Consider the following 24,797-nt stretch of genomic DNA (forward strand, 5'->3'; position numbering starts at 1 on the left):
ATCTTATTTCACTATCTTTTTAATAGTTTTATTTTACCGAAATTTCCGATTTTTATCTACGTACGAATACTAGCTTTTCGGAAACCATCAAATATATTTATTGCAGCAGATAACGTATAGAAGAAAATTCCTCCCCCAATGAGCCACGTTTTAAACTCCTCTGTGGAAATAGTAAATGCATTTGCCAAATACGTAATAAATCCTGTGTTAAATAAATGTGGATTTACTACAATTACAATGAATACTATCGTCCCAGCTACTTGAAGAATAGCATTTCCAATCGCCAATCTTTGCGTCCATTTTCCTTGCACTAATTTATAAAGGGATATACCTATTTCAAAAACGATCATAATTACAACAATTGGCCAGTACTGCAGTAAAACATCTTGATTAAAAGTTGGCGAGACAAACTTCAGTCCATTTTCCGTACCATTGTATACGCCAACGAGATGATTCGCATAGAAGTAAAGTGTAGCCCATATTGCCGTCCACATTAGACCTCCAAACACTTCAAACTTTGAGATCGCCTTTTTCTTCGGGATATACGCAATATTTTTCAAATCATCCGGCGTCCATTTTTTTAAACTTGTTGTTAATGGTTGTGGGTCCTTTTCTTTATCCGTTCTTTCTATAACAGCAAACACAACTGTCAGCCAGAAAAATACTTGGAAACCTACTTCAAACGTTCTTCCAATGCCTTCACCTATCAATTTTAAAATAACATTTAATACAGCCTGATCACCACTATAACTAATAAAATTTTCTGCAACCATTGAAATAAGCGCAATTACAACTGCGATTGGTAAGATCATTTTTAATAATGTCATATATACATCAAAATAACGTGGTCCAATTAAATGCATTGGTCTATCCAAGTACCCATTAGCTAATGCAACTGGACTTCCCAATTTTTCAAGAACTCTTTTTTCATCATCTTCATTATAATCATCCGGTAACATATCCTCGATTGTTGACCGTAGTTCAAGAATAATATCTTCACGATTTTTTTCAGGTAATCTCTTCGCTACTTCCTCGACATAAATATCAATTAAATTCATTCTTGTCCTCCTTTAATAAGTTATAAAGTTCCTTCGAATCCTTTATCCATTCCTTTTTTAACTGCAAAAATATCTCTAATCCGTATTCACTTAAAACGTAATACTTACGCGGTCTACTCTCCGTTTTATCCCAACTACTCGTCACTAGCTCTTGCTTTTCTAATCGGCGAAGTAGTGGATATAAAGTACTTTGATCGATTGTGATCCCTGATTTCTCCAATAATTGGACAAGTGAATACCCATACTGCGGTGTTCTTAACTGGCTTAAAACCGCTAATGTTAATGTTCCTCTTCTTAGTTCAGTAATTAACGAATTTAATAAAGCATCCATTCACTCACCTCTTTCCCATTACTATATGTCATACAGTATATGTTTTATACTATGTATCGTACAGTATTAGTGTGATAAAAACAATATTTTTTACCAAAAAACGGATAATAAAACACACTAACTATATGATTTGCGCTTTTCTCACTAACATATATAACATACTTATCTTTTTTAATCAGTGGGGGTTTGGTTCATTCCCCACTGATTATCAGCCCTCACCAATCGAGCTGTCTGTTAATGCGGGATAAACTCTCCGTTTTCTTTATGCAATGGAACAACCTCTACAATCGCCTCAACATTAATTACTCCGTAAACATGCGGATATTCTTGACCGTTAGAAGCAAGTTCATATTTTACTTCTGCTTTTAATAGGGCTGGATCAATTGTAAGTAATAAAACATCTTCTTCATGCTTGAAATATTTTTCTGCAACTTTTAAAGCTTGATCTACTAATGAACAATGAATAAATCCCTCTTCTATAAGTGAATCTTCATTAATTTCTCCAATTATTTTTGCGATTTCCCAATTACTTTTCGTAATTACTTTTGTAATCATAGTAACTCTCCCTTTTTAATTTATGTAATGATATAATAACACTAAATTTTCAACACGTTCTTAATAGATTGGGGGACTTATAATACATAAACCTCACACTGCATTACAAACCATTATTATAAATATGAATACAAATGAACATTGGCATGATTTTATTTGTTACTGTCAGCATCGCGAAGCGGGACTTCGAAAATTAGCTTATAAACATTTAGAGACATTTATTTCAAATGCAAAGAAATGGGAATCAAAAGATCAAGAAGAGTTTGCCATTTCGCTGTTTACTATTTTAGATGCATTAAACGAAAAAGATGAGGTCTTAACTTTCTCACTAAATAGTTTTCTAATTGATATTCTATATAGATGGACAGAAAACAATCCGATTGATTCAAGACCTTTTAGATGGATAGGAATTTATATGGACTCTAGCAATAAAGAAGACGATTTAGAAAAATCCCTTCGAAAAGCGATTGAATTAGGTGGTTATACCGAACAAAAAGCCATGATATACCTAGTTTCTAATTACATCAATACTTTAGAATTTGGTACAAATGAATTCCCTTCAGGTTATTGCGGAGATTTAAGCGAATGTATAGAAAAACTTCCCTATATGCTGCAATTAATTAATAGAATTCAGAATAAGAACATAAAGAAGCTACACATTGGTCAAATACAAGTACAACTACACCTTATTCTAGATTGGTTAAAACATACACAAATTCCAGTAGATGCCGTTCGTATACGGGAAAAAGGACAAACTAAGGAATTAGAAAAGGTCATTGTATATTATTTATACAACAGCTCAAGTCGTTAATTCATCTTGTACAGAGATAATGAATTTGTTTAAAAAACGCCAGTCATGTTATTCAAAAATCGGGTTATATAACGGAATAAATTATTGTAAAAATTAGAAACATTTGAAATAATCGTTATTAAGTTGAAGCAGAGCGAATGCAGAAAAAGGTGATACGACTTTTTCTTACTTAAGAATCGCGAAACAGTTAAAAATTTTAATTAATTATATTCCGAAAGGGTGTGTGTAGTATCTTATCAACTAATGTTTTTACTTATAAATCTAAGGATGGAAAAACAGTAATAATTAGAGAAGCTAAAGAACAGGATGCAGAAAGAATACTAGATTCTGCTTCAAAAGCTTTAATAAACGCTCCATACACGCTAAGTACGGTTGAGGATGTAAAAAAGGTGCGTATCGATGCTATTCAAAAAACGTTAAAAGCTTATCATGAAAATCCAAATTATGTACAGTTTATTGCTGAAGTTGATGGTAAGTTAGTCGGTGCAATAGATTTTAAGAACGGAAACAAAGAAAAAATTAGTCATCAAGGGGCTTTCGCGATGACCATACTACCTGAATATCGAAATTATGGTATTGGAAGAGCTCTTCTAGAAACGTTAATCAATTGGGCTAAAAATAACAGTAAGATTGAAAAAGTTTGTCTTGAGGTAATGGAAGATAATCTAGGTGCAATCCAGTTATATAAGAATCTAGGCTTCTTTGAAGAGGGTAGAAAAGCAAAGGGTGTAAAATTGAATGATAGCTATCAAAATTTAATATTAATGGCTTTATTCGTTTAAAATTGAACATTATTCAACAATGGGCGATATTGTTGAATAAAACTTAGATTTTCAAACGACTTTATTGTTATATTTTTAAGTACAGTGAAGTATCTTATATCGAAAATTAAATAACTATGTTTTAACCCCGTCCTAAATTTAGAGCGGGGTTATACTTGTTTTAGGTTTTAAAATTAAATAACTTTATTGTCATTTTACACATCTACCATTTCAATATAAAAAAGAGGATTTTCATACAGTACTAGAAAATCCTCTTTTTATATTTATCCCACATTAGCTTGCAGTAAAACTCCCCACTGATTATAGTTTCACTTTATTTTAATCCTTTAATTAAAGGTGACGCTTCCCCACTATGGAAAATCCATAAATCATGAAGTGATCTTGTACATCCGACATATAGTAACTTTGCATCATGTTTTGTGTTTTTGTAATGTTCTTCATCCACATCAATTAAAAGCACCGCATCAAATTCTAAACCTTTCGCTAAATAGACAGGTACTACTGAAATACCACCTTCATATTTACTTTGATCTGCTTCAATAACGTTTACAGCCAATCCTGCTTTTGTTAATTTCTCATATATATCGCGGCATTCATCGTCTGTTCTTCCTATTACCGCAATGGTTTTCACATCTTCGTTTTGTAGATGTTTTAACGTCTTCATAATCTCATTAAATTGATCTTCTGCATGGATTACCTTAACATCTTCACCACTGCGAAAAACTGGTGTTGCGAGCCCAACTGGAATCTCTGCATTTTTAATTATTTCGTTCGCAAATTCTATAATTTCTTTTGTAGAACGATAACTTCTCGTCAGTTCATAATAACCTGTTTCTTGGAATACTTCTTTAAAAGCACTCCAATCTTCAATTCCTTGATAATCATAAATTGCTTGAGATAAATCACCTAATATAGTAAAAGAATTACCTAGTGTAATTTCTTTTAATACATAAACTTGGAATGGTGGAAAATCTTGCGCTTCATCAATAACGACGTGATGGAATTTCTGTCCGATTTCAATACCTGTTATGCGGTGATGTATGTAAATTAAAGCTGGTAAATCTTCTACATACACTTCTTTTTTACGACAACTCTTTTCAGTTTCTTTCACAAGTTCTTCAGGCAATACTTCGAGTATTTCTTTACTTTTCAATATTGAACTATATAGTGAAAGTGGGCTCATTTTCGGCCAAAACTTCATATAAGTGTTCAATCTCTTTGTCGCTTCTTTTTTTAATAATTTCTTCTCGTTTGTTTCTCCATACTTTTTCAGTTCAATTTCAATCCAGCGCTTCATTCGGCCGACTAATCTTTCTCTTCTTTTCTTTAATGGATAATGTTTATATTCAACTTGCATCCATTTTTTTATGTCTTCTACTGGAATAATAGCTTTGTCCCATGCCTCAAAATCACTTGTTGGTATTAATTCATTTTCAAATTGAATCATTCTCTCTTCAATAAAGAACTTAAATTCCAGTGTACCTTTCAATTTACCGAGCATAACCTTTTCTTCATCACGATTAATTGAAAATGCTTCTTTCAATTTTTCTTCTGTCTGCTTTAGTTTCACTGAATCATCTAACGTGCGTAATGCCCAATCCGGAAACGTTGTTTGACTAATATTCCCTACACCTAATTCAGGAAGTACACTCGAAATATAGTCTAAAAACAGACTATTCGGCGCAAATACGATCATTCTCTCAGCTTCTAGCTGCTCACGATATTCATAAATCAAAAAAGCAAGGCGATGTAAAGCAATTGTTGTCTTTCCGCTCCCTGCAACCCCTTGAATTAATAATGGCAAGTTTCTTTCCGCACGAATAATATCATTTTGTTCCGATTGAATCGTTGAAACAATATCCTTTAGTTTATTATCTTTATTCTCACCTAATCGATATAGAAGAAAATCATCGGCATGTGATACATCTTCATTTCCTTTTACATATGTATCAACGACACGTTCAAGTTCTCTTTTTCGAATAGAAATGTTTCGTTTTAAATACACATCACCTTCTACTAACCCATCTGGTGATTGATAAAATGCTAATTCTTCTCCACCGGTAAATGAATAAAACATACTTGCGACAGGTGCTCTCCAATCAATAATGATTGGTTTCATCGTGTCCATATCCGAAACCCCTACTTTTCCAATATAAATCGGCATAGCTGCTTCTTTACCATCTTCCTGAAAATCTAACCTTCCAAAGTACGGCTCTTGCACACCAATACGTAAATTTTGTCTATTAGACTCTCTCATACTTTCAAGAATTTGCTCCTTAAAATCTTCTCCATAATAAACTGGGATTTTTTCAAGCTTATCCAATTGCTCATCCATCGTATGCAAAGTATCCTTCATTTTTTGTAACTCATCTTCAAATATGTTGCTCATTTCGACGATTCCCTCCTGTCCGTTCTAATTTTTCAGTCGAAGTATCATTGTATTAAAAATCCAATCATAAAGTCAATAGTTTCTATTTAAATTTTCCGAAAAAACTTACTTTTCATCTTTCTAATTTAAAAAGAATATGCAACATTTAAATCACACAACTACACATATATTAAATTGATGTATACAAAAACGACAATTATTCACACAATAAAAGTAAAAAGAGTAAGGATTTAATCCCTACTCTTTTTTACTTTTATTCGATATGATAAACATTCATTTAAAGAGGATCGCTCTTTATATTTCCCAGCTTCAAAATCATGCGCTCCTCCTGGGAAAATCCCAACTATACTTAAATGAGCCTCGGCACATAAATTACTAATCTCACCTACAGCATAGCAGCGTAAAGATTGTGTCACGATATCATTTGAAGAATCTATTTCCCACCAATGGTCTAGCATTCTTGCATTTTCACTATCATATTCATACTTTCGCATTGCAGAACCTATCGGCATTTCTTGTCCATTGGCCTTTTCCCAATATAACGGTTGATAAATATCAATAAGTGCACATCCATCATCCATCATCCAATTTTTAATTCGTTTTAATAGAATCAATTGTTCCTCATCTGTTCCTACACCAAATCCGTCTAAATAAATAACAACATCAAACTTTTCTTTAAAGTTAATTTTATAAAAATCGGCGCAATGAACCTCAATATCATTAGTAGCATGTTCTTTTGCAAACATAGCTAACTCCGGTACAAGCTCAACAGTAGTCATTTTTACATTCAAATTAGACATCGCCCTTGCAAATCCGCCATTTCCAGCTCCTAGTTCTAACATCGTCTGAATTGGATATCCAACTTGTTCTTGCACTTCTTTAGCAACTTCCTGTAACCAATTTTCATTATTTATATCATAGCTTATTAGTTCAAATTGTTTTTTATAAAATTCTTTTACATTTAATTCGTTCATTATTATTCTCCTCCTGCAAATTATTTTTCTGTTACAGGTGAGAAACTAAATTTCTAATGCCCATGAAAAATCCTCCTTTTGATTTCCCTATATTTACAATTCATCAAAATAATAAGAATTTTGAAAGTGAAAGTATAAAAAATAGATAATGGATTATTCCACTATCTACTCTTTAGCTACTTTTATTTTTCTTTTTGATACTCCACCCAGTCACCAGAATCAATAACTTTCAATATCATCTTTTTATCTTGAGCGATATACACATATGCTTCTATTTCCCTATCAGCAACATATACTGTTTGCGTGATTCGATCATATAAATCGGTCTCCGCATTACCTGTATATTCTTCTAGTTCATCTAACTTACACAATATCTCATCATTTACTACATAAACTTCTCCATACACCTTTTCTTCAATCGAATAAGTCATAGCCGGATATCCTTCATTCGTATCAAATAATTTTCCATATGTCCAAGCTCTGTCTGCAATGCACGTTGCACCTAACATATAATGAGCATTCGTTTGTCCTCTTCTTAACGTGCCATAAACGAAAACATGATACATAAAATCTTATCCCCTTTATATGTCTCTACTTTCTTATTTGTAAATAAGCACGAATCATAAAGTAACTCACTTCATTCGGAAGCTGTTCTTTAATAGATTTCAGACCACCCTCAGCATTTTGAACGGCAGTTTCAATAAGAGATTCATACTCTGCTGGAACAAAACTTTGCCACTCTACTTCCATTCCATCCTCGTAGCAGCGAATTAAATGGTTTTCGATTGTTTGTCTTGATAAGTTACGTTCTTTTGCAATCTCATTCAAATCAATACCTTGTTTATACATTTCATACGTTTCTAAATGAGAATTTGCGGACGCTTTTCCTGACTTTTTACGCTCTGCAACTACTTCTGTCTTAATCGTTTCAGCGTAATTTGGATTTTCCTCAATAAAATGCTGAACTGCTTGTAAGAAGTGCGAGCCATATTTCACAAGTTTGTGTTCTCCGATACCTTTTACCGTCAACAATTCGGAATCACTTTGCGGCATTTTCACGCACATATCTTTTAATGTTTGGTCAGAGAAAATAACGAACGGAGGTACACCTTCTCCTTGTGCAATTTCTTTACGTACTTCACGAAGCACTTCAAATAAAGGATGGTCTTGTACAATTTGTCTTGTCTCTACTCGTTCTTTTCGTAAAACATTCTCTTTACCAAGTAATACTTCTTTCCCTTTTTCTGTTACTTTTAACGTCGGATAAGTGCCATGTTCAACTGCAATTAACTCATCTGAAATTAAAAACTCAATAAACTCACTGACCTCTTTTACACTACGGTTCGATAAAAGCCCATACGTTGGTAAAGTATGAAAATTAAATTCAATAACTTTCTTATTTTTCGACCCCGTTAATACTTGCGCTATCATTTGCTTCCCAAAGCGTTGGTTCGTTCTAATCATGCATGATAAAACCATTTGTGATTCCCTTGTCACATCAATGCTCTCGCGATCGTCTGTACAATTACCACAGCGTCCACAATCTTCTTTCGGTTCTTCTCCAAAGTATTGCAAAATGAATGATTGTAAACATTGTTCTGTATGACAGTAATCGGTCATATTTTGCAATTTTTCAAGTTCATTTGAAAAACGTGATTCTCCAGTTGATTGATCAATTAAAAAACGCTGTACTTGTACATCTTGAGAAGAATATAACAATATACATGTGCTATCTAATCCGTCACGACCAGCACGTCCTGCTTCTTGATAGTAACTTTCCATATTTTTTGGAAGCTGATAATGAATTACGTAACGAATATTCGATTTATCAATACCCATCCCGAATGCAGATGTTGCTACCATTACACTTACTTCATCTCGTAAAAAGAGTTCTTGTTGCTCATTTCGATCACTATCACTCATACCAGCATGATATTTTGATACAGAAACTCCAGCCTTCATTAAATCTTCATATAACTGATCGACTACTTTTCTAGTAGCTGCATATATAATCCCAGATTCCTTTTGATTTTGACGAATATAATCCGCCAAATATGCATTTCGATCTTGCCCTTTAATGACAGAAAACGATAAGTTCTCACGCTCAAACGTTGTCATAATTGTATTTTCTTGATTAATTTCAAGTGTGTTACAAATGTCCTCACGTACTTGCGGTGTTGCTGTTGCTGTTAATGCTAATACGAGCGGTTTTTCTGGAAGATAATCTAATATGCGATGTATATGTAAATAACTTGGACGGAAATCATGTCCCCACTGTGAAATACAGTGTGCTTCATCAATCGCAATCATAGGGATTTTCATATCGATAAGTTGGTCAACAAACTCCATCGAATCAAGACGCTCAGGCGCGACATAAAGTAATTTGTAATGTCCTTGTTTCGCTAATTGAATTCGCTGATTTGCTTCGGCAATAGAAATAGAACTATTAATATATGTAGCTGAAATGCCATTCTGTACCAATGTATCTACTTGATCCTTCATAAGTGATATTAAAGGCGATATAACCAACGTCGTTCCTTCAAATACTAATGCCGGAATTTGATAACAAATCGACTTACCGCCACCCGTTGGCATAATACATACTGTATCTTTCCCATCTAGTACATTTTTAATTGTTTCATCTTGTCCTCTTCGAAACGAAGAATAACCAAAATAGGACGCTAAAAGTTCTTGTGCTTTAGTAAACAAAAAAGAGTCACCTGCTTTTCTTTATCTTTCATCTACTTCTATTATATCAATCACTTATGCGACTTGAAAGAGATGAATAGATGCTTATTATTTTTTCATTATTCTATGTTTCTCCACCTATTTAATATGAATTAGCATCCATGTTTTATATGTTTTACAACATTTATAACGTAAATCCAGTAAACATGAAGAAAGAGTTTCAATTTAAATATTCATTTTATTTCCCTTTCTTGAATACTACTAATCGTATACATATAAATTCAGGAGGTTTCTATATGAAACATCATAATATGAGTTCCATCACGGCAAAAAAGAAAACAACACAACTCCAATTCTCTAATAATGATGCGTGGAAATATGAATCATACTATAAGTACCAACCATTATTCTCTTATAAAAAGCTTTTTAATTTTCTTTCTCAACTTTTTAGATGTTAATATATGCGCAAAAAATATATCATTCGCAGAATTTTTCTCAATATTAAATGTATAGACTTACTACAATTCAGTTGTTACCATATATAATAATCTGTTGGATAAACCCCTTAAGTTGACCTGCTTATATTAGCAGGTCTTTTTCATGATTACTTACTTCTACACCTCAATCTCACTTCCAAGTCTTTTTTCCATTTTATAACCATATTTAAATCCCAACAATTAATGATAATCATAAATTGTTGGGATTTTAATTGTTCACATATAATTATGCAATTCTTCTTTCTCAATACACAAAACACATTTTACTTGTTACTATGAAAGTACTCCAGATGAGTTTTTGCTCATCGACATTATCTAGTTAATGGGGCCTGCCGCGGGAAGCAGGTCTCTTTGACTTTATTAAGGTCCCAATTTCATTTGGACACATTTACCAGGTTTTTTCAAAAGAATTTTATGATAACATTACGTAGTCGAGTCCGACATCTCGGCAATACCCTTTTGAGGGTCTGTAACTTCCCTTGCAGACCCTCTTTTACTTTATATTCAATTTATTCATATATACCACAAGATCATTCACCTAATTTCTCCAATTCAAATTCCCTAAAAATAATCTAGGACACGTAACTAAACATAAATCTATATCATACTTTGAGTTATACATGTTCAAAGGAGTGTTACTATTTATGTATTCTTATTGGCAATCGTATTACTCCCCCTACCATAACCCTTATGTAAACTATGATTTATCCGTACGTAACTACCGAATTAGTAAAAACGAGAATTTTTTAAAAGGGTATATGCGTTCTTTATGGGAACAACACGTCGCTTGGACGAGATTGGCTATTATAAGTATTGTATTTAATTTACCCGATGTTAACGTTACTGTTGGACGCCTTCTACAAAACGCAACACATATGGGACTATCACTTGAACCATTTTACGGTGAAGATGCAGTAAAAAAATATAGTGCATTAATTAAGGATCACTTAGTCATTGCAGCAGATCTTGTTAAAGCCGCAAAAACTGGTGATCAAAATGCAGCTGCCGCTATAGAGAAAAAATGGTACGCTAATGGTGATGAAATCGTTGAGTTTCTTAATAACATCAACCCATATATAGGAAAAGAAGAATTCCGAAAAATGTTTTATGAACATTTAGCACTAACGAAAGCAGAAGCACTTACCTTCCTAAATAAAGATTATGAAGCAGGAGTACAACTTTACGATAAAATTGAAAAAGAAGCATTAGAAATGGCCGACATGATAACAAACGCAATCGTAAAACAATTCCCACAAGTATTTCAATAAAGTGAAATGTTAATCAGAGTAGGTATTACTACTAAGTAATACTTGATAAAATAAGTCGATTCCCAAACATAAATCGGCTTATTTAACTTTCTCTCCATGATATTTCACCTCTCCTCTTTACATTTAGCTTATATCGATATATTTTATTAATATCCGTTTTTTATAGGAGGAAATAGTTTGATTAACGCGATTGGGCTCGTTTTTATACTTACAAATAAACACGAGAAAAAAAAGAAAGTTTACCTAAATGAAAAATTTGCACTAATAGATATTATTGATTCTAAAGAAGTATTTGATGATGAAGGGAATCCTTTAGTAGAACTAACATGTAAATACAGTATATATTTAGATGAAAAATATTACTGTAAATCTCTCGATGATTATACTGGACAAGTATTTCCTTTCTTAAGTGCAAAAATAGGAAAAGGTCTTCTAAGAAACTTAAACTACTACTTTTCTTACGTTGATGCCTATGATAAGAAACCACCAGTTAAAGAAATAAGACCGCTGATGAAACAAGTAACTAACAGATAGCGAAACATACAAAAAAGGAAAGCATCTAGCTCTGGATGTTTTCTTTTTTATTGAAAACTCATTCATTCTCATCCTCTTCTAAAAGTATGTATCCAAGCATATTTTAAATTAAAAACATTGGAGGATTAGACTGAATGAAATACTCAGAAACAATTATAAGTAAACGACTTCGAATGCTTAAAATGACGGGTATGTTTTTCATGCTAGTATTAATAGCATGGATTGGATATACAAAATTACTTTATGAAAACGGATTTCTTCAAGAAAAAAAGAATTCAGTAGAAGTAATGAATACTAGCATTACAGGAGAAATAGAGCAGCTTTTTCATATAAACTTGCAAGGTTATCGAAAAACAAACCTTGATGCTGTTATAGAAGCAAGTAAAACCGATCCAAGCGAACTATCCCTAATTGAACTGGTCAACAAATCCTGCTCGCGAGATTGCATAGGTGAGCCAGTAACATATGTAAACTCAAACAATGGATATATCTTTTATAAGGAATCTAATGGAACTAATGTAGCTATAACGGTTAAAAAGAAAGACACATGGGTAATTGTAAAGAAATCTGTTCAAGATGGAATATAACCACCCTAAAAAAGAGTACGTATCGTACTCTTTTTTATTATTAATACCCTTCATCTTCATCTCTACAATGGCATTTCGGTTTCGTTTTACAATGACATTTTTCACACTCACATTTCGGTTTCTCTTTGCAACAACATTCGTGAAAATCACTGCGTTTACATCTACATCTCCCAAACATTAAATTATCCCAAAATTTATTACAATTTCGGGAATGCCCACAATGACAAGTATTCCCCATGGATATGCTTCCTCCTTAATAGAATTCATCATATTCTATGTTTGAAAGTATACAAAGGCTTGTTTATTAGTCTATTTTCTCCATATTATAACTAGATTTAGAAGATTACATAAAAATAAAAAGCCGTCACATGACGGCTTTTTATTTAGCAAACTACTCTTTTGTATAAAAAAATTTAATTCCTTTCGTATCTAACCAAGCCGTTACTTTGTCCAGTTCGTTCCCTTGACGATAATCTGTCTCGAAATACACAAGTCCTTGGTTATTTCCGGGAGATATTATTTTAGAAGTATATCCAAGCTTATCCATCATTTGAATCATGTCAGGAATTAAATTTACACCAAATTCATAAGTAACTACTTTGTTATATTTATTCACTATAATTCCAACCCCTTCTTGTTTCTTTATTGGCTCAACAGTTTGATTTATAAACCAAGCTAACGGTTTATTTCCAATTAGCTCATTTAAATCACATTTTCCGATACCAGCTACATTCCCTGTTTCTGTGTATTGCCAAATATCACATGGATACGCCGGTTTGTTACCACCATAACGAGGAATCCATACAAAATCAGAATTGACATTTGCCATTCCAAATGGAGCATACATATGATGAGCAATATATAAACCGACCTTCTTAGCTCCTAATCTACGTAATTCATCAATAAATGCTTGTGCACCCGCTCTCATATCATTCATTGTTTTTACTTCTACGTCAGCTACCCAAACTGTGGCATTTTTTTCACCACGGTTCCAAAAGTCTCTTGCTTCTATCCGTGCATCCTCTACTGAAACGAAACGACAGAACGCATAATTACCAAACGGAATATTTCTTACTTTCATTGCTTGTACATAATTATTATATAAAGGATCAACATAAGTTGAACCATCTTGCACACGTGCAATTACGAAATCTAATTGTGGGGCTGCGATATCCCAGTTAATATTGCCATTCCATTTTGAAATATCTACAATGTAACCCATTATTCATCATCTCCTTTTTTATTATCATATTCAGAGATTGTATTTTTTGCTCTTATCCCTTAAACAATCAAGTCAGTTTTTTAATTAGCAGTAGAGATTTTGTATTCATTGATAATGATTTAAAATTTAACTTATGTATCGAAAAATAGAATATTATTATAGATTTAAAAGATGATTATTCAAAAAAACTAAAGTATATAATTAAAACCACCTTTTTGATAGGTGGTTTTAATTATATACATTGTCCATATTTGTGGTTACATAGTATATTATCGTGAGCCATTAAAATAATAAAAGCCAACTTGTATTTTTAACCCACTGATTAAAGTTTTACTTTATCTCACATACTCATAGTACCACTTACGCGCATCTAACCAAGCTGTAAATTTATCGATATTTCCAGCTGGATAGCCATTCGTTATAGCATAACCAATGCCATCTTTCTGAACGACAATTTGTCCATCAATACCCGCATCAACCATCGCTTGAGCCAAAGCTTGTAAATTACTAAATGCTACACCGCCAGTTTTTACTTTGAGCAAATCCACTGTACCTCCTCCAGTTTGTCCTGTAAGAGCAAACACAATAGAATTAGCGATTTTATCAACATTCCATTTTGCCATGTCAGATTCATTATCAATAAATCCTAATTCTATAAGAATAGCAGGTGCTTTCGTCCCATTTAATACCGCTAAATCTGTACGCTGTTTTGCACCTCGATCACGCCATCCAATATCTTTTGCTAGTTGAGCTGAGATTTTAGCCGCCAAGTCTTTCTGATCATAATACAGAACCTCAACACCCTGTCCATTTCCATCGCTTGCATTAAGATGAAAAGAAATAACTAAATCCACAGCATGGGAATTGCTTTTACGAATGATATTATTTAAATTTTGTGATTGAGTTGTTCCTACCTCGTCCGTATCGTCATAAACCGTGTGTCCTAAGGCTCTTAACTTAGCCGCCACGGCATCTTTAACTTGCCTATCCAGAACGTGTTCTTTCCGATTCCCGAAATTAGCACCTTGAACAATACTATTATGTCCTCCGTGCAAACTATATCTAGCCATTATTCATCAACATCTCCTTTCTTAATATTCTATTCAAAACTTGTCTTATTGCTATTCCCACTTACAATCTTAACTGTACCCATACACCCTACATTTTCTAAAATTGACGGCACGAACAAAAAAGCATCACCCTTTCGGCGATGCCTAAGCTCCCTAAATAAATAGAGTTTAAAATCACTGAAACTTCACCTATATTTCCTCCCCTTCCTTCACAGCTTCTTTCAACCTCTGCAACATATACCCAATCCCTTTACACCCCTCTAGCGGATATGTAATCATTTCTTCTGGATATAACTTTGTCACTACTTTTTTATGCTTTTTTCCTGCTAGTAAGACGATTTCGTCAAACTGTAATAAACTTTTATCTACCAACTGTTTTTGTAATTGCTCTATACTTATTACCTCATCGCTTTTTGAATCAAATGCAAGATCATAGTTTTCTAATACAATATCATTTGGTCTTAAAAATCCATGTTTCGCTGATAATATAACCCAGTTTTCGAAAAACATAGTTGCGTATGCCTGACATGCTTTTCCGAACGGACTAATATATACATCTTTTGCTTCCATCGGTCCGTAGTTTGAGTGCTTATCCCAAATTTTCTTTTTTCCACAAGGAATTATACATAGCCTTTTCATATATATTTCTACTCCCTTTACTTCTGTAAATAAAATTCGTTATTTTGTACATTTTTCTCTCGAAATACTATATAATAATTCCGAAAGCTAAAATTACACATTTTACCATATACGTACTATGGATCACTCTCATTGCAAATATTATAATACCATAAAAATTTTTGCTTTTTTTCTTCAAAATATTAAATATAAATTTTAACATAAGGATGTATAGATATAATTAAAAAGGAGGTTCATAAAAATGAAAAATATTATCCCTGCACTATTAGTCTATTTTATCGTTTGCGTTATTTCCGTTATCATCCCAGCATCTGAAGGCTATAATTATGTCGGCTGGAAGTTATTTGTTGGGCAAGTGTATGCGATACCTATTTTCTTCATTACTGCGATAATCACATTTTATATAAACAAGAAAAAATCTTACGAATAAACGATTATAAGGATAGCTAACGCTATCCTTATTTTAATTCGTTAATCAAATCTAAAATAGCCCTTGCAGTACTTTGTATCCTTTCTTCCGAAAAGTCAAACGCAACACCTGTATTTATATATATTTCCTGTATAGGTAAATTCCAATCTGAACTCGCTCCCTCTTTAAAGAAAGCAATCGCTTGTTCCTGATTCTCTCGATAAATTTGAAACAATTGCATCGCTCCTATTTGCGCAATTGCATATTCAATTTTATAAAAAGGAAACTGAACAAAGTGAAATGACTCGAACCAATTTCATTCTCTACTCCTGCAATATCAACTGATGAATATTGATACCTTTTACATAGTTCAATATATTTCTCATCTCGCTCTTCTGGTGAATGGTTTGGATTTGTATAAAGCCAGTGCTGGAATACATCTCCTGAAACTGACGATATTAATAACGATAAAGTACGATATAATTGAGCTTGCTGTACTTCTTTATAATCATCCTCTTGCGTATAAAAAATATTAAGCTTATCCATTAATAGTAATTCAAGACTAAGGGAATAAAGTTCCGCCACCTCTTCACGAAGGTATCTTTCCTGCATACTACTTTCATTGTTAAATTGTTTATAAAAGTGAAATGCATGCCCCAATTCATGTATTAATGCATGAATCGCATAAAATGAAGAACTAAAATTAGAATAAACAAAAACGTCTTTACTATGAGATAAGGTAAAGCAAGCAGCTCCTGGTGCTTTATTTTTCCGTTCTTGTACGTCAATTAATCCCGCTTTCCTTATATGAGTAAATTCCTCATGAAAACATGAATCTGTCTTCCGCAACATTTCTTCAATTCCATCCAATAAATTAATATAATTTTCAAATGGATATTTTTGCAAATTAAAAGGAGCAAGATCCCAGGGACGATACGTTTTTACATCAAGATTCTTTTTAAGAAAACTTCCTAACTGTTTCCAAATTGGTACAACACACTTTTCTATCGACTCATGAAACTTAAAACAATCTTCAATACTGTAATCTCTATTTTTTTGTTTAAAGGCATACTCACTATAATTATTAAATCCTGCATTTAATTTTCTGTTTTTTAGAGATAAAAAAGGACAAGTAGCCAATCTGACTACTTGTCCTTGCTGTTTATGTGTACTCAATAAAATTAAGCTTGGAATGCTTCTGTTAATACTGGTACGATTTGTTTTTTACGAGATACAACACCTTTTAATGTAGCTGTGTTGTTTTCTAGTGATACGTTGTATGCTTTCTCAACAACGTTTGCTGCTTTACCGATCGCAAGACCGACAGAATCGTTAGTTAAGATATCAGTTACAACGAATAAGAATAGGTCTAAACCTTTTTCTTCTACTACTGCAGAAATTACTTTTTCAAGTTCCGCTTGGTGTACAAGAACGTCGTTTGTATCAACAGCGTTTACTTGTGCGATTTCAACTTTCGCATTACCCATTTGGAATTCTTTAGCGTCAAGAGAGATTAATTGCTCCATTGTTTTTCCGCTTAAGTCAGCACCAGCTTTTAACATTTCTAAGCCGTAGCTATCAGCATCTACACCAGCGATTTCCGCTAATTCACGAGCAGCTGCTACGTCTTGTTCTGTGCAAGTTGGAGATTTGAATAGTAAAGAATCTGAAATAATTGCAGATAACATTAAACCTGCAACTTCTTTACGAATTGTAACGCCATTTTCTTTGTACATTTTGTTTAAGATTGTAGCTGTACATCCAACTGGCTCACAACGATAGTATATAGGATCGCTTGTTTCAAAGTTAGCAATACGGTGATGGTCAATAACTTCTAACACACGAACTGATTCGATATCGTTAGCACTTTGTTGACGCTCGTTATGGTCAACTAAAATAACGTTGTCCACTTCGCTTGCTACTGTCTCAACAAAACGCGGTCCTTCTACTTTAAAATAGTCTAACGCAAATTGAGTTTCACCGCTGATTTCGCCTAAACGTACAGGCTCAGCATTCATTCCTAATTCTTTTTTCAATTCTGCATAAGCAATTGCAGAACAAATTGCATCTGTATCTGGGTTTTTATGCCCGAAAACTAGTACTTTTTCCATGTTTTCCACCTCTTCATGAAAAGGATATCTTAAAGAAGCAAATATGACAATATTTAAAGCATATTTTTTTATAAATAATTGCACTTTCTTCTATATTTTTCATCATTTTCATAAAAAAAATCATCTAAAATGAATTAGATGATCGAAATATATGTTTCAATTAAAATAGTGTAGGAGCTTGCACTACGTTGTTAAAAGCGAAATTTGAAGCTAAGCCATTATTCACAAGGTTTACATCTATAACTTGATAAAACGCATTTCCAGTGTCTGCAATTTCCCAAACAGCTAAAATAAGATGGTATCCACTACGATCAGTTGGTACATTTGCTTCATGCGTTACTGTTGTCCCTGGTCTAGCCCCACCGTCATTTTTCACATAGAATGGCACTAAATCTAAATCTGATCGCGTTAAAGGTTTATTTGGATTCCAGCCTTTTTTCGTAATATAATATTTCCACTCTTTCGTACTATGAGGAGCAGTTAGTTTCCACTTGAATGTATTCGTCCCGCCATTTAACGTAACTTTCTTCCACCTATCCACAGTTTGAACATCTAAAGCAGGAAAATGACCAGCCCCTGCAATTTGTCCATCAGAAGGTCCTAGTTGCGGAAATCCCCCTATCCCTTCTACACTTTGTGGTTCATATTGAATCGGTCCACAATTTACATTTACCCCTTGCTTACATAAATAAGATCGGCTCGCTGGTGATTCTACATAACCATGAGCTGAAGCCTTTTCTGAAAATCCAAATGTTAATAATCCCGTAAGTAATACGCCACCACTTAAAATAACTTTCTTCATCTTTTGTAAACTATTCTTTTTCATTCTTTCATCCCCTTCCGATAATAAAGCGAAAATAACTATAGTTGGCTAGTCATCTTCTCTACATTTATTATAAGACGAGAATCATTACTAAAAGAACCCTCTAAAAACTTTCTCAAATTCATTTAGTGCGTTAAATGGATTATATCAATAAATTTATTTAACACCGCCAGAAAAATATAGACGGTGTTAAAATAGTTTCTTATTATTCAGTATGATAACCTTTTAATCACAATTTATATGCATTTATAATAAAGAACCGTAGCATCTAACTTTCCATTCGGAGAAATTGCATACCCTGGTATTGTTCCAACTTCTTGGTAGTCTAGTGATTTGTACAATTTATTGGAAGGATCTCCTTCTCTAGTATCTAATACTAAAAGAGACCTGTTTTCTTGCTTCGCTCGTTCCTCTGCTTTTTGCATAAGCAATCGTCCAATACCGTTACGTCTAAAGTTTGGATGAGTCATTAATTTGCAAATCTCGGCTCTATGAATTCCGTTAGGCTTTGTAACTAATTGTAATTGAATACTCCCTGCTACTTCGTTGTTTATTTTAGCCACATACAATATCACTTCTGGCGCTAATACTGTTTGCCAATACTTTGTTGCGTCTTTTTGTTCCAGTGGAGGCAAAAAACCAATTGATGCCCCATCATTTACAACCGTTTTCAAAAGTTTCGAAAGTTCTTCCATATCATTTTCTAGTTGCTTAATTTCTTCAATTACTAAATTTCGCATTACTTTTCCCCCTTTTGTTTCATTGTAACAATTTTTAAAGAAGGAATAATGAAATAATAAGATGAATTTATTTAGGATATGATTTTTTTAGTGAAAGGATAACTATATGAAATATATATTAGATAGAACATATGCAAAAGAATTACTCGAATGGGCATATGAACAAAACCCGGGCCCTTGGTTTGAACATTCACTACATGTTGCTCATGCAACTGAAAACATAATTATAGAGCTTATCAAAAAAGGGTATGACCTAGACGCTGACATAGCATATAACGCTGCCCTTTTGCATGATATCGGAAGATACAAAGGTTTTACCAAATCGGTCATTCATTCCTATGATGGTTATATGTATATGAATGATTTAGGATATGCAGGAAACGCCATTATTTGTGTGACACACTCGTTTCCCTGTAAAAATGAACATATAGATATCGCAGCGGAATGGCATCTCGTTCCTGACCATATGAAAAGCCGGTTGGTTGCAATATTGAATGAACATAGTAACTACGACTTATACAATAAAGTAATTACTCTTTGTGACGCTCTTGCTGACGCGGATGGCTTTACTACGCTGGAAAGAAGATTAATTTCCGTTGGTTTGCGTCATGGTACAACATCTCATACATCTTTACATTGGAAAGGGTTTTATGCAATTAAGAAAGAATTAGAAGCTTTAATCGGTAAGAGTATATACACAGTTCTTCCTGATGTAGAGAATTCGATTTATGAAGATATAGAATACTAAAGTGAATACAAATTTAATTTCACATAAAAAAACGTTTTAAACATAAAGTTTAAAACGTTTTTTTATTCAATGCTTTTGATTTTTCAGTTCTGTTAAACACTCTTGCACTAAAGTTACCGCTTGACTCATCGCAGCTCCGCCAGCAAATGCTGCTGAAACACCACATGCTTCCAGAATCTCTTTATCCGAACATCCTTGATCAAGACAACCTTTTGTATGATAAATTGTACAATACTCATCTTGCGTTGCTAAACTAATTCCTAATGCAATAAGTTGTTTTTCTCTTTTTGTTAAAGCACCCTCTTGAAAACAAGCTTGCGTAAACGCATTATATGTCTCAGCGATTTCAGGAATTTGATTTGTAAAACTACCTATACCTTCTTTATAATGATGTAGAATATCATTTATCGAACTATGTTGCTCATGTTCCATCTTATTCCCTCCAGTCATATTATCCATACCTATTGTAGTATGCGATGAAATGGAGGCAATATACCTTCTTTTAAATCAAGAATTTTCAGTTAATTTACGTTATAATTTTAAATTATCATCTACTATAACTTTTTCTCTAGAACTTTTCCTTTCAACCTCTTTACTTCTTTCTTCCCAAAATGTTAATCCTTCAATCCCTACATTTTTAGGATCAAATACTGGATCTTTCCCTTCTTTTTTCTGCGTTTCATAGTCTTTTAACACTTTTAATGCGATTTTACTTAATAATAGAATCGCGATTAAGTTTAACCATGCCATACTACCGATTCCTAAATCTCCGAGATTCCATAAAAGCGACGCTGATTCAACACTACCGATGTAAACCATAATTAAAAATCCAAATTTTAAAACTGGTTTTAACCAGCCATACTTCAATTGACGATCTAAATAAGTAAGTGTCGTTTCAGCGATATAGTAATAAGCGAGTAACGTTGTAAATGCAAAAAAGAAAATTGCAATTGAAATAAATATTGGACCAAACCCTGTCATCACAGTTTCAACTGCTTGTTGCGTATAAATTGGACCTGCTTCCACACTTCCTATGTTTTTTACAATAGCGCGTTTCCCTTCAGGTATAACATTATACATACCTGTAATTAATATCATAAGAGCTGTCGCTGTACATACGACAATTGTATCGATATATATGGAAAACGCTTGAACTAATCCTTGTTTTGCAGGATGCGATACTTCAGCAGCAGCCGAACTATACGTCGCTTCTCCGACACCAGCAACGTTTGAAAATACAGCGCGTTTTACGCCCCATGCAATAGCTGCACCAACAATTCCACCAAACATTTCATTTACACCAAATGCGCTAGAGAAAATTAAAGCAAACATACTTGGAATCTCCGTTACATTCGCAATTAATATGATACATGTAACAATTACATAACCAATTGCCATAAATGGAACAAGCATTTGAGAAACGCCAGCAATTCTCTTTACACCACCAAAAATAATTGCTGCTAGTAACACGACTAAAAATATACCAGTTATATATTTGTTAATACCATTAGAGTTTTCAAATCCAACTGCGATACTACTAGATTGAATACCTGGTAATAACACGCCATATGAAAGTGTTACAACTACCGCTACAATGACTGCAAACCATTTCATTTTTAAACCTTTCTCAATGAAATATGGAGTACCGCCGCGATATTCATTCCCTACTTTACTTTTGTATACTTGAGATAATGTTGATTCAACAAACGCGCTCGCTGCCCCTAACAAAGCCATTACCCACATCCAAAATACAGCTCCAGGCCCGCCGAAAGCGATTGCTGTCGCTACCCCTGCGATATTACCAATTCCAACTCTTCCTGATAAGGCTAAACAAAATGCCTGAAAAGATGATATTCCCGTCTCTGAACTCTTTCCTTCAAATAATAGTTTAATCATCTCTTTAAAATAACGAATTTGCAAAAAGCGTGTTGCAATCGTGAAATATACGCCTGCCCCTAATGCAAAAACAACTAAACCGATACTCCACACTTGCCCTACTAACCATTCTACTAAATTCTCCATCCAAATCCCCCTTATCATTCTTTTGAAAAACAATTTTGTATATAAGAAAACGGACAACTATTATCAAACTTTCTAGTTGTCCGCATCTTTCATTATTTCATCCCTCAATTTTTGTCAGTAAAACGCCCTATTACTTTATATTTACCCAAACACTTTTCACTTCTGTATAATTATCAAGCGCATATGAACCTAATTCGCGGCCAATACCAGATTGTTTGTATCCACCAAATGGTGCAGCTGCATTTTCTAAGTTATAATCATTAATCCACACTGTTCCTGCTTTTAATTTATTTGCCACTTGATGACCCGTTTTGATATTTTGCGTCCATACACCCGCAGCAAGGCCATAAGATGAGTTGTTCGCTCGTTCAATTACTTCTTCTGTCGAATCAAATGGAAGTACAACAACAACTGGTCCAAATATTTCTTCCTTAACGATTGTCATATCGTCTGTAACGTCTGTGAATACAGTTGGCTTAACGAAATAACCTTTTTCAAGCGCACGTTCACCACCAGCCGCAACTGTAGCACCTTCTTTCTTCCCTTGCTCAATGTAATTTAACACACGCTCTTGTTGTTTCTTAGATACGAGTGGACCCATCTCCGTTCCTTTCTCCATACCTGCTCCAAGTTTTACGTTGTTCGCCATTTTCACAAGTGCATCTACTACAGTTTCATAATGTTTACGATGAACAAATACACGTGATCCTGCGCTACAATTTTGACCGTGATTATACATAATACCTTGGAATGCACCACTAATTGCTTCTTCCAAGTCCGCATCTTCTAAAATGATATTTGGTGATTTGCCGCCAAGCTCTAACGTTACATGCTTAATCATTTCTGCAGACTGACGCATAATATACTTTCCTGTAACAGTAGATCCTGTAAAAGCAACTTTATCAATGGCATGATGATTTACAATTGCCGCTCCTGCTTCAGGACCAAAGCCTGGTACAAAGTTTACAACACCGTTTGGAAATCCAGCCTCTTTAAAGAGTTTTGCTGTATATAGTAAGGATAAAGGTGTTTGCTCTGCTGGTTTTAATACGATCGTACAACCTGTCGCCAGTGCAGCTCCCATTTCCCAAGAAGACATAACGAGCGGAAAGTTCCACGGAATAATCTGACCTACAACACCTACAGGTTCATGTCTCGTATAGTTTAAGTAATCTTTTGAAATCGGGATTGTTTGCCCAATAATTTTTGTAGCCCATCCTGCGTAATAACGATAATTTTCTACAGTCGCTGAAATATCATCCTCAAGTGCTACTTGATACGGCTTCCCATTATCTAAAGCTTCTAATTGCGCTAACTCTTCTCTATGTTCTTCAATTAAATCTGCTAATTTATAAATAAGATGCGCTCTTTCAGCAGTAGTCATTTCTGCCCACGGACCAGATTTAAATGCAGATCTTGCTGCTTTTACTGCAGCATCAATATCCTCTTCTTGCGCTTCACATACGACTGCTAAAACATCTTCTGTTGCTGGATTGTACGTTTCAAACGTCTTTCCGCCAATAGCAGAAACAAATTCGCCATTAATAAACATTTTAATTTCTTCATTTAAAAACGCTTCCACTTTTGGTTTCAGCTCAATATTTGTCTTTAACATTATGTTCTCCTCCTTATTTAAACAGCTGCATGAGCTGCAATATTTGATAAAATCGTTTGAAGCTTTTGATCTTCGTTAACAGTTAATCCTAGTCTTGGATAGCGAGAAGGTCCTCCCGCTTGCCCATGTAATTCCATGGAACGTTTAACGATTTGAACATATTTCCCTGACCCTTCAAGAAACTCGCAAAGTGGTAAAATAGCATCGTTTATTTCCCATGCTTTTTCTAATTCACCATTTTGAAAATGCTCATACATTTTTGTAACGAGACCAGGAACGATATTTCCTGCTACTGAAACCCATCCCGAGGCACCAACTAAATATGATTCCATAACTAAATCTTCAGAACCACAGAAGACTTGGAAAGCCCCTTCACTTTGTCTTACTAAATCTCTTGCTTTTCGAATATCTCCGCTAGATTCTTTAATATGTGTAACATTTTCACACTCTTTTCCAATACGGAGCATTAGCTCTGTACTCATATCAACACCAGAAGTAAATGGATTATTGTATAACATAATTGGTATATTTACAGAGTTTGAGATTTCTTTAAAATGAAAATAGATCTCCTCTTCCTTCGGTTTACAATAGTAAGAGTTTATAATTAATGCACAATCCGCTCCGTGCGCTTCTGCATGTTTCGTATATTCAATTGTTTCTTTCGTGGTTTCCGCAGCAGTTCCAACAATGACTGGAATACGGCCATCAATTTCTTTCAAAACGGTTTCTACCATTTTAAATCGCTCTTCTTTTGATAAACTTACAAACTCTCCTGTACTTCCATTAATGATGATGCCTGCAACCTTTTGTTCGATAAAGTAATTTACATTTTGTTTTACCCCATCCCAATTAATTTCCTGAAATTCATCCATCGGTGTTATTAATACTGGAAATGCCCCTTTAATTTTTTGCATATTTATCTCT

General features: G+C 33.9%; 24 protein-coding genes and 1 pseudogene. 7 read left to right on the forward strand and 18 right to left on the reverse strand.

Translation table 11 applies throughout. The features are described from left to right. Positions 1 to 56: 56 nt before the first annotated feature. The 3 genes from DOS87_RS15045 to DOS87_RS15055 form a co-directional block, all read right to left on the reverse strand. Positions 57 to 1,058: an HAAS signaling domain-containing protein gene (locus DOS87_RS15045; RefSeq protein WP_001048843.1), complete on the reverse strand. Its 1,002-nt coding sequence runs from the start codon at positions 1,056 to 1,058 to the stop codon at positions 57 to 59. Continuing rightward, positions 1,045 to 1,389, reverse strand: a complete 345-nt coding sequence (locus tag DOS87_RS15050) for a PadR family transcriptional regulator (RefSeq protein ID WP_000339346.1) — start codon at positions 1,387 to 1,389, stop codon at positions 1,045 to 1,047. Before DOS87_RS15050 ends, DOS87_RS15045 begins: the two co-directional genes overlap by 14 nt. A gap of 234 nt (positions 1,390 to 1,623) precedes the next feature. Further along, the gene (locus tag DOS87_RS15055) at positions 1,624 to 1,944 is read right to left on the reverse strand and encodes a DUF952 domain-containing protein (protein WP_000629079.1); all 321 of its coding nucleotides are present in this window, start codon (positions 1,942 to 1,944) and stop codon (positions 1,624 to 1,626) included. A gap of 124 nt (positions 1,945 to 2,068) precedes the next feature. On the opposite strand from DOS87_RS15055, the gene DOS87_RS15060 reads away from it, so the two are divergent. Beyond that, on the forward strand, positions 2,069 to 2,755 hold the full coding sequence (locus DOS87_RS15060) for a hypothetical protein (protein WP_001095278.1): 687 nt from the start codon (positions 2,069 to 2,071) through the stop codon (positions 2,753 to 2,755). A gap of 221 nt (positions 2,756 to 2,976) precedes the next feature. Next, positions 2,977 to 3,537, forward strand: a complete 561-nt coding sequence (locus DOS87_RS15065) for a GNAT family N-acetyltransferase (protein WP_180227754.1) — start codon at positions 2,977 to 2,979, stop codon at positions 3,535 to 3,537. A 313-nt stretch (positions 3,538 to 3,850) separates the two neighbouring features. Here DOS87_RS15065 and DOS87_RS15070 read toward each other — a convergent pair whose 3' ends face one another. From DOS87_RS15070 to recQ, 4 genes are all read right to left on the reverse strand, one after another. After that, a complete protein-coding gene (locus DOS87_RS15070) occupies positions 3,851 to 5,926 on the reverse strand; it encodes a HelD family protein (RefSeq protein ID WP_000065164.1) in 2,076 nt (691 codons plus the stop codon). 230 nt (positions 5,927 to 6,156) lie between these two features. Then, positions 6,157 to 6,900 carry a class I SAM-dependent methyltransferase gene (locus DOS87_RS15075; RefSeq protein ID WP_001004294.1) on the reverse strand — a complete coding sequence of 248 codons (744 nt, stop codon included), beginning with the start codon at positions 6,898 to 6,900 and terminating at the stop codon, positions 6,157 to 6,159. A gap of 182 nt (positions 6,901 to 7,082) precedes the next feature. Continuing rightward, a complete protein-coding gene (locus DOS87_RS15080) occupies positions 7,083 to 7,466 on the reverse strand; it encodes a gamma-glutamylcyclotransferase family protein (RefSeq protein WP_000274901.1) in 384 nt (127 codons plus the stop codon). 25 nt (positions 7,467 to 7,491) lie between these two features. Continuing rightward, positions 7,492 to 9,609: a DNA helicase RecQ gene (recQ, locus tag DOS87_RS15085; RefSeq protein ID WP_000494275.1), complete on the reverse strand. Its 2,118-nt coding sequence runs from the start codon at positions 9,607 to 9,609 to the stop codon at positions 7,492 to 7,494. Between the two features lie 1,120 nt (positions 9,610 to 10,729). Here recQ and DOS87_RS15090 point away from each other — a divergent pair. From DOS87_RS15090 to DOS87_RS15100, 3 genes are all read left to right on the forward strand, one after another. After that, entirely contained in the window at positions 10,730 to 11,353 is a 624-nt protein-coding gene (locus DOS87_RS15090) for a hypothetical protein (protein ID WP_000287734.1), read from the forward strand. Positions 11,354 to 11,530: 177 nt separating this feature from the next. Further along, positions 11,531 to 11,887 (forward strand): hypothetical protein, encoded by a 357-nt coding sequence (locus DOS87_RS15095; RefSeq protein WP_000606231.1) that lies wholly within the window; start codon positions 11,531 to 11,533, stop codon positions 11,885 to 11,887. A gap of 134 nt (positions 11,888 to 12,021) precedes the next feature. After that, a complete protein-coding gene (locus DOS87_RS15100; protein WP_000877576.1) occupies positions 12,022 to 12,474 on the forward strand; it encodes a hypothetical protein in 453 nt (150 codons plus the stop codon). Positions 12,475 to 12,865: 391 nt separating this feature from the next. Here the strand turns inward: DOS87_RS15100 and DOS87_RS15105 are convergent, their stop codons facing one another. The 3 genes from DOS87_RS15105 to DOS87_RS15115 form a co-directional block, all read right to left on the reverse strand. Continuing rightward, a complete protein-coding gene (locus DOS87_RS15105) occupies positions 12,866 to 13,696 on the reverse strand; it encodes a GH25 family lysozyme (RefSeq protein WP_000540626.1) in 831 nt (276 codons plus the stop codon). A gap of 335 nt (positions 13,697 to 14,031) precedes the next feature. Next, positions 14,032 to 14,766 carry an N-acetylmuramoyl-L-alanine amidase gene (locus tag DOS87_RS15110; RefSeq protein WP_000135285.1) on the reverse strand — a complete coding sequence of 245 codons (735 nt, stop codon included), beginning with the start codon at positions 14,764 to 14,766 and terminating at the stop codon, positions 14,032 to 14,034. Positions 14,767 to 14,955: 189 nt separating this feature from the next. After that, positions 14,956 to 15,405, reverse strand: coding sequence for a DUF6884 domain-containing protein (locus DOS87_RS15115; protein WP_000824878.1), 450 nt, complete (start codon positions 15,403 to 15,405; stop codon positions 14,956 to 14,958). A 241-nt stretch (positions 15,406 to 15,646) separates the two neighbouring features. On the opposite strand from DOS87_RS15115, the gene DOS87_RS15120 reads away from it, so the two are divergent. Beyond that, positions 15,647 to 15,835: a DUF4017 family protein gene (locus DOS87_RS15120; RefSeq protein ID WP_000789485.1), complete on the forward strand. Its 189-nt coding sequence runs from the start codon at positions 15,647 to 15,649 to the stop codon at positions 15,833 to 15,835. Positions 15,836 to 15,863: 28 nt separating this feature from the next. Here the strand turns inward: DOS87_RS15120 and DOS87_RS15125 are convergent. The 4 genes and pseudogenes from DOS87_RS15125 to DOS87_RS15140 all read right to left on the reverse strand — a co-directional run. Continuing rightward, positions 15,864 to 16,924, reverse strand: a pseudogene (locus tag DOS87_RS15125) (M3 family oligoendopeptidase); the annotation flags it as partial. A gap of 71 nt (positions 16,925 to 16,995) precedes the next feature. Further along, positions 16,996 to 17,925 (reverse strand): manganese-dependent inorganic pyrophosphatase, encoded by a 930-nt coding sequence (ppaC, locus tag DOS87_RS15130; RefSeq protein WP_000416871.1) that lies wholly within the window; start codon positions 17,923 to 17,925, stop codon positions 16,996 to 16,998. A 160-nt stretch (positions 17,926 to 18,085) separates the two neighbouring features. Continuing rightward, positions 18,086 to 18,751, reverse strand: coding sequence for a lytic polysaccharide monooxygenase (locus DOS87_RS15135; RefSeq protein WP_000742282.1), 666 nt, complete (start codon positions 18,749 to 18,751; stop codon positions 18,086 to 18,088). A gap of 233 nt (positions 18,752 to 18,984) precedes the next feature. Beyond that, positions 18,985 to 19,488 (reverse strand): GNAT family N-acetyltransferase, encoded by a 504-nt coding sequence (locus tag DOS87_RS15140; RefSeq protein WP_001245262.1) that lies wholly within the window; start codon positions 19,486 to 19,488, stop codon positions 18,985 to 18,987. Between the two features lie 106 nt (positions 19,489 to 19,594). Between DOS87_RS15140 and DOS87_RS15145 the strand changes: the two genes are divergently transcribed. Next, the gene (locus DOS87_RS15145) at positions 19,595 to 20,236 is read left to right on the forward strand and encodes an HD domain-containing protein (RefSeq protein WP_000874108.1); all 642 of its coding nucleotides are present in this window, start codon (positions 19,595 to 19,597) and stop codon (positions 20,234 to 20,236) included. A gap of 66 nt (positions 20,237 to 20,302) precedes the next feature. Here the strand turns inward: DOS87_RS15145 and DOS87_RS15150 are convergent, their stop codons facing one another. From DOS87_RS15150 to dapA, 4 genes are all read right to left on the reverse strand, one after another. Beyond that, a complete protein-coding gene (locus DOS87_RS15150; protein ID WP_001999958.1) occupies positions 20,303 to 20,695 on the reverse strand; it encodes a carboxymuconolactone decarboxylase family protein in 393 nt (130 codons plus the stop codon). Positions 20,696 to 20,767: 72 nt separating this feature from the next. After that, positions 20,768 to 22,258 (reverse strand): alanine/glycine:cation symporter family protein, encoded by a 1,491-nt coding sequence (locus DOS87_RS15155; RefSeq protein WP_208730007.1) that lies wholly within the window; start codon positions 22,256 to 22,258, stop codon positions 20,768 to 20,770. 130 nt (positions 22,259 to 22,388) lie between these two features. Next, on the reverse strand, positions 22,389 to 23,873 hold the full coding sequence (locus DOS87_RS15160; RefSeq protein ID WP_208730008.1) for an aldehyde dehydrogenase family protein: 1,485 nt from the start codon (positions 23,871 to 23,873) through the stop codon (positions 22,389 to 22,391). Positions 23,874 to 23,890: 17 nt separating this feature from the next. Beyond that, complete coding sequence (gene dapA, locus DOS87_RS15165; RefSeq protein WP_001169450.1) at positions 23,891 to 24,787, reverse strand: 4-hydroxy-tetrahydrodipicolinate synthase; 897 nt, start codon at positions 24,785 to 24,787, stop codon at positions 23,891 to 23,893. Positions 24,788 to 24,797: the final 10 nt, after the last annotated feature.

Source organism: Bacillus sp. CR71, assembly GCF_003429245.1.
In the GTDB taxonomy this organism is placed as follows: Bacteria; Bacillota; Bacilli; order Bacillales; family Bacillaceae_G; genus Bacillus_A; species Bacillus_A thuringiensis_S.

What these genes read in the sequence shown, in the direction of transcription:
- DOS87_RS15150 (WP_001999958.1), bottom strand. Translation starts at nt 20,695, where the DNA reads ATGGATAATATGACTGGAGGGAATAAGATGGAACATGAGCAACATAGT.
- dapA (WP_001169450.1), bottom strand. Translation starts at nt 24,787, where the DNA reads ATGCAAAAAATTAAAGGGGCATTTCCAGTATTAATAACACCGATGGAT.
- DOS87_RS15110 (WP_000135285.1), bottom strand. Translation starts at nt 14,766, where the DNA reads ATGGCTAGATATAGTTTGCACGGAGGACATAATAGTATTGTTCAAGGT.
- DOS87_RS15140 (WP_001245262.1), bottom strand. Translation starts at nt 19,488, where the DNA reads ATGCGAAATTTAGTAATTGAAGAAATTAAGCAACTAGAAAATGATATG.
- DOS87_RS15055 (WP_000629079.1), bottom strand. Translation starts at nt 1,944, where the DNA reads ATGATTACAAAAGTAATTACGAAAAGTAATTGGGAAATCGCAAAAATA.
- DOS87_RS15115 (WP_000824878.1), bottom strand. Translation starts at nt 15,405, where the DNA reads ATGAAAAGGCTATGTATAATTCCTTGTGGAAAAAAGAAAATTTGGGAT.
- DOS87_RS15075 (WP_001004294.1), bottom strand. Translation starts at nt 6,900, where the DNA reads ATGAACGAATTAAATGTAAAAGAATTTTATAAAAAACAATTTGAACTA.
- DOS87_RS15060 (WP_001095278.1), top strand. Translation starts at nt 2,069, where the DNA reads ATGAATACAAATGAACATTGGCATGATTTTATTTGTTACTGTCAGCAT.
- DOS87_RS15080 (WP_000274901.1), bottom strand. Translation starts at nt 7,466, where the DNA reads ATGTATCATGTTTTCGTTTATGGCACGTTAAGAAGAGGACAAACGAAT.
- DOS87_RS15045 (WP_001048843.1), bottom strand. Translation starts at nt 1,058, where the DNA reads ATGAATTTAATTGATATTTATGTCGAGGAAGTAGCGAAGAGATTACCT.
- DOS87_RS15135 (WP_000742282.1), bottom strand. Translation starts at nt 18,751, where the DNA reads ATGAAAAAGAATAGTTTACAAAAGATGAAGAAAGTTATTTTAAGTGGT.
- DOS87_RS15120 (WP_000789485.1), top strand. Translation starts at nt 15,647, where the DNA reads ATGAAAAATATTATCCCTGCACTATTAGTCTATTTTATCGTTTGCGTT.
- DOS87_RS15105 (WP_000540626.1), bottom strand. Translation starts at nt 13,696, where the DNA reads ATGGGTTACATTGTAGATATTTCAAAATGGAATGGCAATATTAACTGG.
- DOS87_RS15070 (WP_000065164.1), bottom strand. Translation starts at nt 5,926, where the DNA reads ATGAGCAACATATTTGAAGATGAGTTACAAAAAATGAAGGATACTTTG.
- DOS87_RS15090 (WP_000287734.1), top strand. Translation starts at nt 10,730, where the DNA reads ATGTATTCTTATTGGCAATCGTATTACTCCCCCTACCATAACCCTTAT.
- ppaC (WP_000416871.1), bottom strand. Translation starts at nt 17,925, where the DNA reads ATGGAAAAAGTACTAGTTTTCGGGCATAAAAACCCAGATACAGATGCA.
- DOS87_RS15100 (WP_000877576.1), top strand. Translation starts at nt 12,022, where the DNA reads ATGAAATACTCAGAAACAATTATAAGTAAACGACTTCGAATGCTTAAA.
- DOS87_RS15145 (WP_000874108.1), top strand. Translation starts at nt 19,595, where the DNA reads ATGAAATATATATTAGATAGAACATATGCAAAAGAATTACTCGAATGG.
- DOS87_RS15160 (WP_208730008.1), bottom strand. Translation starts at nt 23,873, where the DNA reads ATGTTAAAGACAAATATTGAGCTGAAACCAAAAGTGGAAGCGTTTTTA.
- DOS87_RS15155 (WP_208730007.1), bottom strand. Translation starts at nt 22,258, where the DNA reads ATGGAGAATTTAGTAGAATGGTTAGTAGGGCAAGTGTGGAGTATCGGT.
- DOS87_RS15050 (WP_000339346.1), bottom strand. Translation starts at nt 1,389, where the DNA reads ATGGATGCTTTATTAAATTCGTTAATTACTGAACTAAGAAGAGGAACA.